Below are 15,400 nucleotides of genomic sequence, written 5' to 3' on the forward strand. Positions count from 1 at the left end.
ATGCCAACATTCCAATTCGAGGCGATGGACTCCACGGGCGCGGAGATCAAGGACGTCATCGACGCCGCCACCGAGGAAGATGCGCAAGCGACTATTCGGCAGATGGGGTACTTCGTTACGAAGATCTCCGTCAAGAAGGCCCGCAAGAAGGCCGAAGCGGGCGGTGCCAAAAAGAAGCGGGGCTTCGTTTTCGGCGGCGTCAAATCCAAGGACCTCACCGCGTTCACCCGGCAGCTTTCCATCCTGCAGGACGCCGGCCTGCCGATTCTGCGCTCGCTCCGCATTCTCGGCGAACAAGCGAAGCCCGGCCGGCTCAAATACTCCCTCGAAGACACGTGCGAAGCGATCGAAGGCGGCGACACCCTCTCCGAGGCGATGGCCAAATCGCCCAAGGCCTTCGATCGTCTCTACGTCAACATGATCAAGGCGGGCGAGGCGGGCGGCGCCCTTGAAGTCATTCTCCAACGTCTCGCCGACTTCAAGGAACGGGCCGAATCCCTCAAACGCAAGGTCAAGTCGGCGATGATCTACCCGGTCGTCGTCGTCACGGTCGCCGTCGGCATCTTGACCTTCATCATGATCAAGATCGTCCCGAGCTTCCAAAGCATCTTCGAGGACTTCGACCTCGAACTGCCGGTCCTCACCGTCTATCTGATCAACGTCGCCAATTGGTGCCAAACCTACTGGTATCTCATCCCCGGCATCCCGGTCGCCATTTGGCTGACCATCAAGCTCATTCGCAAATTCAAGCATGGGCGCATCGGCTGGGACCAGTTCGTCATCAAGGTGCCGATCTTCGGCAACCTCATCGAGAAGAACATCATGGCCCGCACGTCGCGGACCCTCGGCACCCTGATCGCCTCGGGCGTGCCGATTCTCGAGGCCCTCAACATCACGCGCGAGACGGCCGGCAACGCCATCTTCGAGAAGATGTTCGCCAAAATCAGCGAAAGGATCCGCGAGGGCGACGCCATCGCCGCCCCGATGAAGGAATACTCGCGCCTCAGTTTCCACCCCGTCGCGGCCTTCTTCTGGTTCTGCTTCATCGGCGGCCCCATCGGCCTGCTGATTTACATGATGAAGTACCGCCAACGGGTGGTCGACGACATCGTGGTGAACATGGTCGACGTCGGCGAGGAAACGGGCGAGCTCGACACGATGCTCTACAAAGTGGCCGACACCTACGACGAAGAAGTCGCTGTCCTCACCGACGGTCTGACGAAGCTGATGGAACCGCTGCTGATCATCTTCCTCGGCGGCGCCGTCGGCTTCATCGTCATCGCCCTGTTCGTCCCCCTGGTCGACCTCATCAACAACCTGTCGGGCTAGGCGGGAAATAATCGAATGACGAAACCCGAATGACGAATGGAGCGGAATCCACCCCTCATTCGTCATTCGTCATTTAGGCATTCGTCATTCCGCCCCCAGAGGGCGCCGTGGTTAGTTCCCAGTCCCCGTCAAAGTAGTTAAACTCCATCCGGCACACAGTTTGCGGTTGCTAGCGAAGTCTCGTGCGAACTTGCTATTTTCCGCGGACTTGCGTCGGGGGGCGCCTTATTCCGCTTTGCGAAATCAATCAACTCGTCTCGTTCTGATACCCTCCGCCCGCAGGGCGAGGGCCAGCTTGAGGGGTTAACAACGCCGTCGTTTCCAGCGCAGCGAGGAAACCCAACGGCGCGACCAATTTCGCAACTCGGAATGATGCCCTTTTCCCACACAGGCGCTTAACCGCCAACCAGCCGGCTGGCCACGCCAGCCGGGAGGCCCGCCCAGCGGCATGGCCCTCCCGGCCCGCGTGGCGGGCCGGCGAACCCGAACCGACCCCAACCCCCGTAAAACCGAACCGGCCCATCGGCCCCGATCCGACGGCCCCGTTGCACGCCGACACGAGCCAGACAAGGAGTTCCCGACCATGCAAGATTCGCAATCAGCCGTCAGCCGTAAGCCGTCAGCGGTCAGCCGCCCCGCTCATCGTCTCTCCCCTCCGACCTCCGACCTCCGACCTCTGGCCTCCCGCCGCTCGGCATTCACCCTCACCGAACTGCTGATCGTCATCGCGATCATCGGCATCCTGGCCAGCCTGATCGCCGCCGCCGCGGTGAACGCCATGCGCGCTGCTCGCCGCGGTCAGACCTTGCTGGAGATCAAGAACATCGCCGGGGCGATGGAGAATTTTAAGAACGACTATGGCGCCTATCCGCCGAATGGGATGAATCCCGACCCGAGCAAGGTTTCCACGGCCGGGTCCCCGGCGGCGCTGGTGAAAAGCGATTTTACCCGCGCGTTCAAAAAGGCGTTTCCCAAACATCAAGAGCCTCAGCAGTTGATCGATGCCTTGTCGGGAAACGGTCCGTCTGCCGTGAACCTACCGAACGGAATGACGGCTGCCGAGGCGCTTTACTTCTGGCTCGGCGGCTTCAGCTCCGACGAGATTTATCCGATTTCCGGACCGAATGGCCCCTCGTTCCTGCAGGCCAACGGGGAAGTTTTGGAGAATCGGGCGCGACGCTACGAGTTTGATCTCGGCCGACTCGGCCCGCGCAACGACAACGGCACGTACAAGCAAGGGACCGGCCCGACCGACGGCAGGTTCTTGGTGTACCAATCGCCGATCCCGAGCGAGAACAACGCGAATCGGCAGATCAACTTGTGGCGCTATTCGCCCAAGGGGTCCGAGCAGCCGCTCGTTTACTTCGACACCTCGCGGCATAAGCCGTATCAGTACGATGCGGCTGCCTCGATGACGGCTCCCAATCTCTTTGCATTAAAGAAAGTTCGCGAGGGTTTGGCCGCGCCAAATACGCTGAAGGATATCGCCTTCGTCGATAACAAGTTCCAGATTCTTCATGCCGGTTTGGACGATGACTGGGGCGACTTTGGCCCTAGTGCGCTTGTCGCCGCAAATCCCAGCGCTCTAGTGGTGCTCTTCCCCACTGGCCCATTCATTGGACCAATCGCCGATACGCTGACCAACTTCACCGACGGCACGCTCGCCGACGAGTCGGAGCAATAAGCCATGCAGAACCAATGCGGAACGTCGAATGGTCGTGGGGGCGCGAACCCTCAATCGCGCCGTCGCGCGCCGTCATTCCCCCTTCCCCTTTCTCCCTTCGCCCTTCAGCCTTCCCGCCGCCGCCGCGCCGTCACTCTCATCGAGCTGCTGATCACCATGACCATCATGGCGATCATCAGCGCGGCGATCCTCGGCACGGCTGCGGCGGCGATCGAAAGCTCCCGCGAGAAGAAGACGCAAAGCCTCATCACCAAGATCCACACCCTGCTGATGGAACGCTACGCGTCGTACGAAACGCGTCGAGTTGAACTTGATCAGAGATGGATCACGAACTTAGACGGACTTAACCCGACGTTGCGCGGACAGGCCCTCGCCGACCTTCGTCTGCTCGGGTTGCGAGAGCTGATGAAGTACGAGATGCCCGATCGCTGGAGCGATGCGATTGGCGCCAAGCTTGGCCAGTCGCCCGTTCGCCCGGTCTTTTTGAGTCAGTTGCCCCCGCTCGCCCAAACGTACATTCGCCGCTCGCAGAACGCGACCGACGAGAACGAGGGCGCCGAATGTCTCTATTTGACGATCATGATGACCACGGCCGACGGCGAGGCCCGGTCGCTCTTTAACAAGCAAGACATCGGCGATACCGACAACGACGGCGCCCCAGAGTTCCTCGACGGTTGGGGAAAACCAATCACCTATCTTCGCTGGGCTCCCGGCTACTTCCCGCGGTCGTCTCTCGTGTCTGGCGATGGAGCAAATGATCACGATCCGTTCGATCCTTATCAACGCGACCAGCCGGGTGCAATTCCCGCGAGTTACTCTGGCTCGTTGAGCGGGTTGCAGAACTACGTCATCGGCCTGCGCGACCAATATCCAGCGTTCCGCCTGATGCCGCTGGTTATCTCGGCCGGCCCCGACGGCGAGTACGACATCCTTACCTCGCGCGACAAAGTTGTGAACGTGGTCGGCGCAAATGAGATCAGCTTCAACCCCTACTTTATCGATTCGTCGTTAACGCCGATCGTCAGCGGAATGCCAACCTACGGATTAGGAATGCCCGACATCAGCGATAACACTGACACGACCAAAGACAACATCACCAACCACGACGTCCAGTATTAATTCGCCAGCCGCCCTACCGGGCGTGACCGAGAGACGCGGACATGAACCAAGAATGTCGAATGCTGAATAGGGAATGGGGAATGATTTCTCATGCGACGCGCTCCGCGCCTTCATTCCCCATTCCCCATTCCCCACTCCCCATTCGTCATTCCCGCCCCGCCCTCACCCTCATCGAACTCCTGATCACCATCGTCATCATGGTGACCGTCCTCGCCGGGGCCCTGCCGCTCCTCTCCCCCAACAACAACAGCCGCAAGCTCCGCGAAGCCTCCCGCCAGCTCAGCTCGCTCCTTTCGCAGGCCCAGGCCCAAGCCGCCCGCGACGGCCGCCCCGTCGGCGTGGCCTTCCGCGAAACGGGAACCCAGGCGCCCCACAGCGGCATGGCCCTCGAAGCGTATATGATCGCCGAGCCCCCGCCATTTACGGGCTTCAGCGAGCATTCCCGCGTCGCGGCAACTCTGCACCAGGACAAAATCACCTACGGCGGAAACGTCAACGGCAATGGCGGTACCATGTTCGCGCCGCGATACACCGGATACCCCATCTGGCAACTGATTTTCTCGCTCTACGGCGTCGAAGATCAGATTCCGCCGCGGATGCTCCGCAACGGCGACGTCCTGAACATCGGCGGCAATGTCTTTCTGATTGTCGACGACGGCGGATCGACCGAAGGCGCCCACCAAATCGATCAGTTTACCGGCTACGTCATGCCCACCAGCCGCATGATCGCCATCTGGCTGAACAGCAACGGCCAGCAAATCCCGCCCGGCGCCAAGGGTTACTCTTTCGCCCGCCAGCCGGTCAACACGTCCGACCAACCGCTCCAATTCCCGCGCGGCATCGGCGTCGATCTCGCTGCGTCCGGCGCCGACGGACTCAACGTCCCCGAACAATTCGACGAAGTGTTGCCCATTACCTCTTCGAAGACCACCCCGCTGACGGTCGGCGTGATGTTCAGCCCGAACGGCTCGCTCGACAGGCTGTACGTCGACGGCGTTCGCAAGGAGGGCGTCGAGCAGGTTTATTTTCTGATGGGGCTCTTTGAGAACGGCAATTCCGAGGCGCAGGATCCCGCCGACTACGATTTCACCGCCGGCGCCAGCATCACGGACGACGAGCTCGCTCAACGCCGGGCGCGAATCAACTGGCTCAACCCTGACAGCCGCTGGGTCACGGTCAATCGCGCCGGGAGAATCATCACGACGGATAACTACGTGAGTTTCAATCCACGGCTGTCGCCCTATGCAGACTCCGTCACCGGCACGCCGCGTGAGCAGAATCTGGCTCGGTTGCGGTTACAGCTTAACGGCAATGGTTCCAATCCAGGCGCCCGCCAGTTTGCCAAGAACATGATCAACTCCACCGGCCGCTAACCGCCATCCCTCATGACGAACCCCTCCCGCCACCGCCCAGCCGCAACCGCCGCCCGCCGCGCCCCGCGTGCCGCGACCGCCGCGCTGGCATGTTCAGCCGCCACCCGCCAGCTGACAGCCGCCGGCCGCCGCCGCTCCCGCCGCGGAATTTCGCTCCTCGAAGTCCTCATTTCGATGTTCGTCCTCCTCTTCGGCCTCATGGGCGTCGCCGCCATCTTCCCGGTCGGCAACCACTACGCCGGCCGCGGCGAGCAATTCGACCGCGGCTCCGCCCTCGCCGAAGCTGCCTTCGCCGAACTGAAGGCCCGCGGCATGCTCCAGCCCGAGCAGTGGTATTACGCCAATCCTCCCGCCGCCGACGCCCAGTACACCCCCCCCGCGGGCACGCCTTCGCCCGTTCTTCTGCCGCCTTCCGCCGGCGCCGCGGCGCAAACGTTCAACGTCCCCTTCGGGTCCGACAACCAGCCCGGCTACGCCTTCGTCATCGATCCGATTGGAACCGCGCAGGGCCTCGAGGCGGCGACGCCTATCACCGCCGGCCTCGACTACTTCCCTTACATCAACCTGACCAACGCCAGCACGACCGACGGCACGATCAACGCCGACCTCCCGCCCGGGTGGAAATCCGTCGCCATTGAAACCGAACGCTGGCCCGTCCGCCGCGTCACGCGGCCCGTTCCCAACCCCGCCAATCCCTCGGGTCCCCCCTTGGCGATGACCTCGGCCGTCGCCCAAACCATCTTCCAGCTTCACGACGACGTCACCAACGAGCTCCCCAAGGAGAACGATCGCCCCGGCATCCAGCGTTGGAACACCGACTCGGCCGGCGCCCTCAAAGAGGAGCCCTGGCGTCACAAACTGCTCTCCCGCTCGTTCACCGGCGGCTACTCCTGGCTCGCCACGGTCGTTCCTGCATCGATCGAAAGCCTCGTCGCCCTGCAGCCGGTCAACTCCCGTTTCGGCAGCGACCTATACGAGGTCTCCGTCGCCGTCCTCCATAAGCGAGAGGCGCTCCCCCCGTCGACCCCCGTCGAGCGCACGATCGCCGCGCAAATGCTGCAAGGCAACGAGTTGGTGATCTACGACCCCAATGCCGAAAACGTCGACGCCGCCGTGCAAGACGTTCGCGTCGGCCAGTGGATTCTCGTCGCCGGCGTCCATCCGACGACCGGCCAGTTCCTCATGAAGTGGTACCGCATTCTCTCGCTCGACGATGAGACGGACGAAACGACCGGCCCGAACCCGCTGCGCCGCGCCATGCTCGACGGACCTGCTTGGCCGATGACCACCACCAGCGGCGTGGTTACCCCTGCGAACAACCTCCGCGCCATCATCCTCCCCGGCGTCATCAGCGTCGCCACGCAAATGCTGCCGATGGAGGCCGCTCCGTAGAACGAGATGCTAGACGCTGGCTCCGCGCTTCGAAACGTGCGCGAAGCGATCCAGCATCAAGCAACCAGCAACCGTATTCCACAACCGACCGCCGACCTCCTCGCCGCACACGCATACTTGGGGCAAAACAAGTATCACAGGATAGTCCCATCATGTTTCGCCTCCCGACCTTTCGACTCCGCCGCGCCTCCCGCCGCAACGCTCCGCGCCGCAGCGCCCCGCGCCGCGCCCGCGTCGCGCGCACCAGCCGCAGCCGCCCGGCCCGCCGCGCGCGGCTCCTCACCCGCCGTGCCAAGCTGAACGCCGCCCGCCGCCCCCGCCGCGGCGTCCTCCTGCTAGTGGTCCTCAGCCTGCTGGTCCTGTTCCTGATGGTCGGCACCGCGTTCGTGATCACGGCCAAGCAGTCCGAAAAGGCCGCCAAGAGCGCGATGAAGGCCACCGTCCGCATCGCCGGCGAAGCCGCGCAAGCCGACCTCCTCGACGAGGTCCTCCTCCAAATCGTCCGCGACACGAACAACCCCTACAGCAGCCTCCGCTTCCACTCGCTGCTGGGGGATATGTACGGGAATGATGGGCTGAAGGGGGTGGTTGTCGCTGGTTCCTCGGCCTGGGCAGGCGGCATGGCTAGTAACTTTACTGGCGGCCAGATGCTTGAATTTCAAGTCTCGACCGCTGCCAACACGCTGCGGGATCTCTACGGCAATACCGTCGACGCCTCGGGCGCTCCGCTCGCCTTCTCCAATCTCGACAACGCCTACAACGGTCAGGTCCTCACCTTCCTCAGCGGCATCGCCAAGGGACGCAGCACGCGCATCGTCGGGTTCCTCCCGCCCAATACGTTTCGTGTGATGAACGTGCAGCTTGAAGATGGCACGATCATCACCGATCCAACGCTGCTATCCAACGCCGCCAATCCCACGCGCGTCCTCATCAACGGCCGCCCCTTCAGCGGCACCGGCGTCGGCTTCAATCCGTGGGCAATCGATTCGAACACCGCGAAAGTCCCGAAGCTCAGCGCACAGGAGACCCTCACCGGCGGCCTCGGCCCCTTCCCGCTCGCCCTCATGCCGAACGCGGCCTTCCAGCTGACCGGTCCCGCGACGGGGTCGTCGCTGGTCAACATCACGCTCCCCGGCACGCCTCCGCCCAGCGCCACGCTTCCGCATCGCGACTACTACTTCCGTCCGACGACCACGGCGTTCTTCGATTACGCCGGCCGCGGCGGCGCCAACGAAGGCTACGATGCGCCCGATTTCCAAAACATGGCGCTCGCCTACCTGCCGGCGACGCAACTCATTGAAACTGCGTTACCAGACGTCACGGTAGGGACGCTTCCGTCCGCCCTGTCGCTCGCCGGAGCGACAGGCGCCAGCGCGATGGTGATCCCTTCATGGCACCGTCCAGACTTAATCAACTACTGGGCCAATCAAACCCCGTTCGCGAGCGGCCCCGATCTCCGGGGCTCGACGCTGGCTACTCCTCCGGGCGCTGCGCTCCTCCGCCGCATCCTCCTCCGCCCCAACTGGATCGATCACCCCAATTTCACCGGCAGCAATCCCGAATTCGCTGCGATTTCCGCTGGTCAGCCCGGCCAAAAGCTCGCCCGCATGGTCTACGGCCCCTGGGACGTCGACAACGACAACGACGGCTTCCGCGACAGCGTCTGGGTCGACGTCGGCCTGCCGGTAATGGCCGGCCCTAACGGCAAGCTGGTCAAGCCCCTTGTCGCCATGCTCATCACCGATATGGACAGCCGCGCCAACGCTAACGCGGCCGGATCGTGCGATCTGGCCGCCGCCTGGGGCCCGGCTGGTTTGACGGGCATGCCTCCCGGCTCTGGCCAGCGCCTCGCCTCCCCGACGGTCACCTCCGATTTGATGCCCCACGGCCAAGGTTTCGGTCCCGCCGACGTCAGCCTGGAGCAGGTCATCGGCCGGAACGACTTTCAGACCATGCTCGTCGGCAAGACAGTCGGCGGACAGGACGTACCTGGTCGGTACGGCCACGCTAACGGGACTTCGGTCCGACCCGGATCGCCCAACACCTACGATTTACTCGCTCAGATTCAGTTTTTTGGTTGGCCCGCCAAACCCAACGTTCGCTCGAGTTTCGGCACGCCGTCCGACTTGCGCGCTCGCTATGGCCTCGGCGTCAATGCCTACGGTCAGCCAGCCTTCGACGCGACGCTCAGCAAGGAAGTCAGCGCGATGAACAACGGGCAGGATCCGGGGCTGCTCATGGACTCGCCCTATGAACTGAATCTCTCGCAGAAATCCGCGGCCGGCGTCCAAGGCTACGCAGCCAGCGGCTACGGCAACGCCGCCGATGCGCCATTCTCGGTCGCCGAGATGGAGCGTCTCCTACGGCCGTTCGACGCCGACGCCGGCGCCCTGCCCAGCCGCATGGCCCTCCTATCGGGAGTCTTAAATACGACCAATCCCCAAGATTTCGCGGCCCGCAACAAGATCACCAGCGACAGCTTCGATCTGCCGACGCCTAACATTTCGCTCCCCCACGAAATGGCGGAAGAGCAAACGATGTATTCGACCGATCCTCGCTTTCGGCGCCCGCCGCGCACTGCCGCCGAGCTGGTCGAAATGCGTGTCCGCAAGGCCCTGAACTTGCCGCCATTCCCGCTGCCGGTGACCGGTCCGAACGTCCTGAAGTACCGTAACGCGATGCGCACGCTAGTGGCCCCCGAACTGGTCAACGGTTCGCGGCTCAACGTCAATCGCCCCATAGGCAACGGCTACGACGATCAGACGGCGCCCGGCAATCCCGGTTACGGCGTCGTCGACGAACCGGGCGAAGAGCAGTCGACCCCGCGCCCGATCTGGCAAGCGACCGATGCGACGATGGCCCGCGCGTCGGGCTTTAACGCCAACTTCCCGGCGTATGCCACGGAGTACCCCCTCGATCCCTCCAGTCCAGATCCCAATAACCCCAATTACTTGCCGGCCCGCCAGGTCGATCATCGCCAGCTGCTGGCGCGTCATCTCTACGTCTTGGCGCTCACCACCGCGGCCGAGGCCGACTACGACGGCACGCGCACGGCCGACAAGCAGCTCGCCCAGCGCATTGCCCAGTGGGCGATCAACGTCGTTGACTTCCGCGACGCCGACAACATCATGACGCCGTTCGAATACGACCTGAATCCGTTCGACGGCTGGGACGTCAACGGCTGGCTCGGCGACAAGTCTCCGGGGCCGGACGGACTCGTCGGTACTAACGACGACGTTACCGAGACGCCAGCCGACGACGCCGAAAACTATCGCGGGCTCGTTTGGGGCGCCGAGCGCCCCGAGCTCCTGATGACCGAGACGCTGGCGTGGCACGACCGCAACACCACCGACGAAGCCGACGAAGATCCCAATCAGGGAGAAACCCAGGCGACGACCACGGATCGACCGATCCCCGACCCCGACTTCGACCAGCTCTATCGCCCCCGCGGCGCATTCTTTTTGGAACTTTTCAATCCTTGGCCGTCGACGCTGGCGCCGAGTCTCGATACGCATGCCGCCAACAATCAAGGTCAGGATTACGGCGTCAACCTCGCCGCCGTCGATCAACGCACGGGCAACTCGGGCGTGTGGCGCGTGATCGTCACTCGCGACGTCGACCCGTCGAAGGATCCCGATGACCCCGTGAAGGCGAATCAACCCACGGCGATTGATCGTTCGATTTACTTCACTGAGAAAGATCCCGGCTTGCCGGATGATGGCGTTGCCTTTTTCAAGCATCCGCGGGACCCGGCGGCGCCTGCGGTGCGACCGGGACGCTACATGGTCGTCGGTTCCGGCAAGGAAGACGACAATGAGAAGGGCGTTTACGTTAATCAACTGGGGCAACGCCTCGACCAGACCCCCTCGCAGCGTCCGCGCAAGCCGCTCCGGCGGATTGAGCTCGATACCACCAACAGCCCTCATGCCGTTCGCTTGATCGATAACGTCACGGCGGACGATGCCGTCGCGCAGAACAGCCAGACCGGGACGCCCTATCGCCTGGAGGCCCCGTCCGAGCAGGAAGCTGGCAACATCGTCGCGCCGGTCGACGGCAATCAGGGGCAGTCGGTCACCGACGTCGCCGTGATCAATGGCGTCGGCAACGGCGATCGGCGTCGCTTCACGTTGTCGGAGCCTGCCACGGGCTATCCCAGTCGCGTCGGCAACGTTCAGTTCGTTCCCTTCACCAACGCCCGCGGCAGCAAGAATGACCCCAGCGAGGAAGGACAGTACTGCCAAGGCGCTGATCCGAATACCCCGAAGGCGATCGACACGCCGCTGGACGACGGCGATCCCGAACTGATGAAGCTGGGGACCGACTTCAATCGAGGTCGGCGTCTGTTCCTGCAACGGCTCGCCAACCCGCTGCTGCCCCACGATGCGACGACCAATCCCTATCTCACCGTCGACGACACGCAGGCTTACATCACCGTCTTCAACGGGCGGCTCAGTTCAACGCAGCAAGAACTCGGCGATCGCAACACGGTGGTCCGCAGCGGCTTTTCGGGCGTCGAACGCGGCTACGGGGCGCGCAACCAGCAGGCCGATCGCGACCTTTGGAAGACGCGAGCTCAAGATACGCAAACCTTCACTGACAAGGACACGAAGCGTCAAGCGATCAACGCCGATCCGATCTACTCGCTGTCGCGCATCCCGCAGACCACGCTCGGCTTCCTGAATAGCCCCTACATGAAGGCGGCCGAAGGTAATGCGGTTACCAAGCGCCTTCAACCAGAGCAACCGTTTCCGTGGCTCACTTGGAACAATCGCCCCTATGTCAGCGGCAATGAACTAATGCTCGTGCCGCGGCATCGATCGTCGCAACTGCTGCGATACTTCCGCTCGGCCGAAAACCCGTCTGGCGCGTGGAACCAATACGATCCGGCCGATCCTGACAATCCGAAGCAGCAGCTGGCGAACAAGAATTTCCAGCCCAAGCCCTTCAGCCATCTGGAGAATTTCTTCTCCACCGAGGGCGCTGCGCCGGTCGCCGGCGTGCCGCTCCACCTCTATCGCATGCTCGATTTGATCGAGACTCCGTCTCTGTTTGCCGGAACGGAGACCTGGTTGAACCCGGCCAATTTTTCGACTAGCGGCGGCGGCGGTACGGCGACGCCCTTGACCGGAGCAACCGATCCCCGCGTCAATCTTCTGGCGCCCTTTAACCGCATCTCCGAGTTCCGCGATCCGGGCCGCATCAACGTCAATACCGTCTCGGAGCGCGACTCAGCGTTTCCGACGCGAACCGTCTGGGACGGCATCTTCCATGGCCGCACGTCGCGCAGCGGCGGCAGCGATTCGAAGACCCACCCCGGCCCCGCGCTGGAGGAATGGGTCGCCTCCCGCCGCGGCTATGGCGCGAACACGGCGCCCGCCGCCACACTGAACGCCAACATTCCGACGATGTTTGCCAATCCGCTGCGGGCCGCTGACGCGGGAGACCTGGTGCCGATCCCGGGCATGATGCGCGCGGGCGTCGACTGCACGCTCCTGCGCAGCCTGAGCGGTACGGCCGGGGCGGCTGCCGCGCCTAGCGGCGAGCCTCTCTTTAGCGCCGACATGATCGGCAACGGCAACGATCATCGCAATTCGCAGCGCAACGGTTTCTTCCGCTACCAGCCGATGGTGCGGCTGAACAACCTCGTCACCAACCGCTCGAACGTCTACGCCGTCTGGATCACCATCGGCTTTTTCGAGGTCGAGGAAGCTCCTGACTACGCCCAGTTCCGCACCGACAACGGCGGTCTGCCGGACAATCCTGAGGTGAAGGCCCTCTACAACCGCGTCTATCCTGACGGCTACCAGTTTGGTCGCGAGGATGGCGTCGACGTTGGCAACACCCGCCGCCTCCGCGGGTTCTACATGATCGACCGCACGATGATGGCCGGCTACGAGCCGGGCGCCGACCACAATGTGGAGAACGTCGTCCGCCTCCGCCGCCGCATCGAGTGAGCGCAGGAAAGAGGACAGAGGTCAGAGGTCGGAGGTCAGAAGATAGTTGGCCCTAATCCCCTGACCTCCTCGCTCTGCAGATATACATCCGTTCACAATTCCGCCGACTTTTGTGTAGCAATTGGCCACCAACTCTGAAACAATCACCATGCGAGCCCCGAGCATCAGCTCGGGGTTTCCCCCGACCCCTCCCCGAGTTTCGTCCGCCCCCAAGTGACAAAACCCCACCCCGCCGGCCAGCGAAAAAGAGGCCCAATTTCCGGCACTTTTTGCGTGGCGCGCGGCGCAGGCGGACCAAAACCGGTCAGTTAGGTCACCAAGAATCAACTTTCGCGTTCGGACAAAACAGATCCCCAATTGACGGCAATCACGCAACTCACGCCGATTGAGCACCCCCGCCTTCAGGCCGGGCCGACCCAACAATCCGCTGGCAGTTTTCCCATTTTCCAACGATCATAGACCATACGGAACGAGGACCGCGGCGCCGGCGCAGCTGGGCGCCGACCGCCCCGTGCGGCGACCACTTGAAGAGGCAACGACGACCATGAGCAACCACGACCTGCGGCCAACGATCTCGCGACACCGAACGACAATTCTGCCATGGGCGTTTGCCGCGACGCTGCTGCTGCTGCTGCTGACGCCGCCTGAACTGCGGGCCGACGTCGTCGGCGAAGGTGATTTCTCCGTCGCCGGCGTCATCGGTCCGCTCCCCATCGACGGCGGCATCGTCGCGGGCGACATCGTCATTGGCGGGACGGGGTTGTCGGCGGATCCGTTCTACACCTTCGGGCGGATGACGATCGACGTTCCGGCGTTTACAGACCCGCTCGTCTCGACGAACGGCACGATCGGGTTCAATGAAGACGGCATCGGCGAAGTCGTCGTTGCGGGGTTCCTATCGGAGTGGCAGATTGAGGAAATTCTCACCGTTGGGTCCAGCGGACAGGGCTTTCTAACAATTAGCGGCGGCGCGTTGATCCGCACCAACCTCGACGGCACGTCGACCGACCCCGACGGCGTCGTTGGCGAACTGCTCGGCTCGCAGGGCTGGGTCAATATCAGCGGCCTCGGTTCGCTGATGCAGAATTACGACCTGATTGTCGGCCATCGCGGCACTGGCTCGATCAACGTGTCGGGCGGCGCCCGGCTGCAAACGCTCAACGAGGCCATCCTCGGCGAAGAGTCGCGCACCGTCAGCGGAACCCTCGCGATCGGCACGGGCGCCGTGACGGTCACCGGGACAGGTTCGCGCTGGGCGGTGACCAAGTCGATCGTCGTGGGCCAAGAGGGACGTGGCGAGATTCAAGCCCTGGCGGGCGGCATGATCCATGCGGAGGAGGATATCATCCTCGGCGAGCTAAACACGACTTCGACGACAATTCCCGCAGTCTACTCGAAGGCCATTGTCTCGGGGCCGAACTCGCTCCTTTGGGCTGAGGAGTCGATCGTCGTTTCGGCGGCGAACACCAATGCCGAGACGCAGGTTTACGTCCAGGATCTCGGCATCATGCGGGCCGACATCGACATCACCATCGGCGAGCGCGGCTTCATCAACCTCATCGGCGGTACGCTCCTTACCCCGAAGATCACCTCGGAAGGCGTGATCCGCGGCACCGGCACCGTCAACGGCGCGGTCATCAACAATGGCGACATTCGTAACGCGGCCTCTATTGCCAATGTTCGCGAGATCACGCTGTTCAACGGCGTCGTGACGAACAATGACAACATCGAGTCGGTCGGCGGCGAAATGGAGTTCAAAGGCAACGTTACCAACACCAGTCCCAACGGCGACATCTACGGCAAGGACGCGATCTTCCGCTTCCTCGGCCCCGCCGGGCTGGTCAACAACGGTCGGCTGACATTCGACAACACGCTCGTCGAGTCGACCGTCTTCACCAACAACGCGGCCCTGGCCGTGGTGGCGAACGACACGTCGACCATCCTCGGCGACATTACCCTGAGCAGTTCCAGCATCCTGGAGATGGAACTCGGCGACGACTACAGTCAGCTCTGGGTCACCGGCAACGCGAACATCGGCGGCACGCTCGAATTGTCGCTGGCGCCCAACTACGCTCCGCGCACCGGCGACTCGTTTGAAATCCTGCGCAGCGACGCGCTGGCGGGCACCTTCTCGCTGGAAGTCTTGACCGGCAATCCTGGGTTGCTCTGGGACGTTAGCTACGTGAACGATAGCGTGTTCGTCACCTTTGGAGCAGTCGCGCCGCCCGGGATGGGCGCCGACTTCAATGGCGACAACATCGTCGACGCGAACGACTTGGCGATCTGGCAGACGAACTTCGGCGTCGGCTCGAATCCCCCGCCGGCGGCCACGCAGGCCCAGGGCGACGCCAATGGCGACGGCGTCATTGACGGCGCCGATTTGCTCTTGATTCAACAGCAGTTCGGCGGGCCTCCGATTGCCTCCCCAGCGGTGGCCGCCGTGCCGGAACCAAGCTCGGTGCTGCTGGCGCTGGCCGCTTTCGGCTTGCCGCTGGCGGCCCGTCGCCGCCGGAGCTAGCGATCGGCGGCAGACGGCGGCCGGGTCGCGT

Annotated in this window: 7 protein-coding genes; all 7 read left to right on the forward strand. The window is 63.2% G+C overall.

Annotated features, from left to right (window positions below):
- Positions 1–1,329 (forward strand): type II secretion system F family protein, encoded by a 1,329-nt coding sequence (locus I41_RS08280; protein WP_145432102.1) that lies wholly within the window; start codon positions 1–3, stop codon positions 1,327–1,329.
- A 583-nt stretch (positions 1,330–1,912) separates the two neighbouring features.
- Positions 1,913–3,013, forward strand: coding sequence for a type II secretion system protein (locus tag I41_RS08285; RefSeq protein WP_168206764.1), 1,101 nt, complete (start codon positions 1,913–1,915; stop codon positions 3,011–3,013).
- 3 nt (positions 3,014–3,016) lie between these two features.
- On the forward strand, positions 3,017–4,132 hold the full coding sequence (locus I41_RS08290; RefSeq protein WP_145432104.1) for a type II secretion system protein: 1,116 nt from the start codon (positions 3,017–3,019) through the stop codon (positions 4,130–4,132).
- An 80-nt stretch (positions 4,133–4,212) separates the two neighbouring features.
- Positions 4,213–5,505: a pilus assembly FimT family protein gene (locus I41_RS08295; protein ID WP_145432105.1), complete on the forward strand. Its 1,293-nt coding sequence runs from the start codon at positions 4,213–4,215 to the stop codon at positions 5,503–5,505.
- Positions 5,506–5,517: 12 nt separating this feature from the next.
- A complete protein-coding gene (locus I41_RS08300) occupies positions 5,518–6,897 on the forward strand; it encodes a type IV pilus modification PilV family protein (protein ID WP_145432106.1) in 1,380 nt (459 codons plus the stop codon).
- A gap of 152 nt (positions 6,898–7,049) precedes the next feature.
- Complete coding sequence (locus I41_RS08305; RefSeq protein WP_145432107.1) at positions 7,050–12,851, forward strand: hypothetical protein; 5,802 nt, start codon at positions 7,050–7,052, stop codon at positions 12,849–12,851.
- 544 nt (positions 12,852–13,395) lie between these two features.
- Positions 13,396–15,369, forward strand: a complete 1,974-nt coding sequence (locus I41_RS08310; RefSeq protein ID WP_145432108.1) for a dockerin type I domain-containing protein — start codon at positions 13,396–13,398, stop codon at positions 15,367–15,369.
- The last annotated feature ends 31 nt before the right edge of the window (positions 15,370–15,400 follow it).

Origin of the sequence: Lacipirellula limnantheis, from assembly GCF_007746075.1 — a bacterium.
GTDB lineage: Bacteria > Planctomycetota > Planctomycetia > Pirellulales > Lacipirellulaceae > Lacipirellula > Lacipirellula limnantheis.

Bases quoted from the DNA above. Each gene is read 5' to 3' on its own strand.
- I41_RS08280 (WP_145432102.1), top strand. From the start codon at position 1: ATGCCAACATTCCAATTCGAGGCGATGGACTCCACGGGCGCGGAGATC.
- I41_RS08285 (WP_168206764.1), top strand. From the start codon at position 1,913: ATGCAAGATTCGCAATCAGCCGTCAGCCGTAAGCCGTCAGCGGTCAGC.
- I41_RS08290 (WP_145432104.1), top strand. From the start codon at position 3,017: ATGCAGAACCAATGCGGAACGTCGAATGGTCGTGGGGGCGCGAACCCT.
- I41_RS08295 (WP_145432105.1), top strand. From the start codon at position 4,213: ATGATTTCTCATGCGACGCGCTCCGCGCCTTCATTCCCCATTCCCCAT.
- I41_RS08300 (WP_145432106.1), top strand. From the start codon at position 5,518: ATGACGAACCCCTCCCGCCACCGCCCAGCCGCAACCGCCGCCCGCCGC.
- I41_RS08305 (WP_145432107.1), top strand. From the start codon at position 7,050: ATGTTTCGCCTCCCGACCTTTCGACTCCGCCGCGCCTCCCGCCGCAAC.
- I41_RS08310 (WP_145432108.1), top strand. From the start codon at position 13,396: ATGAGCAACCACGACCTGCGGCCAACGATCTCGCGACACCGAACGACA.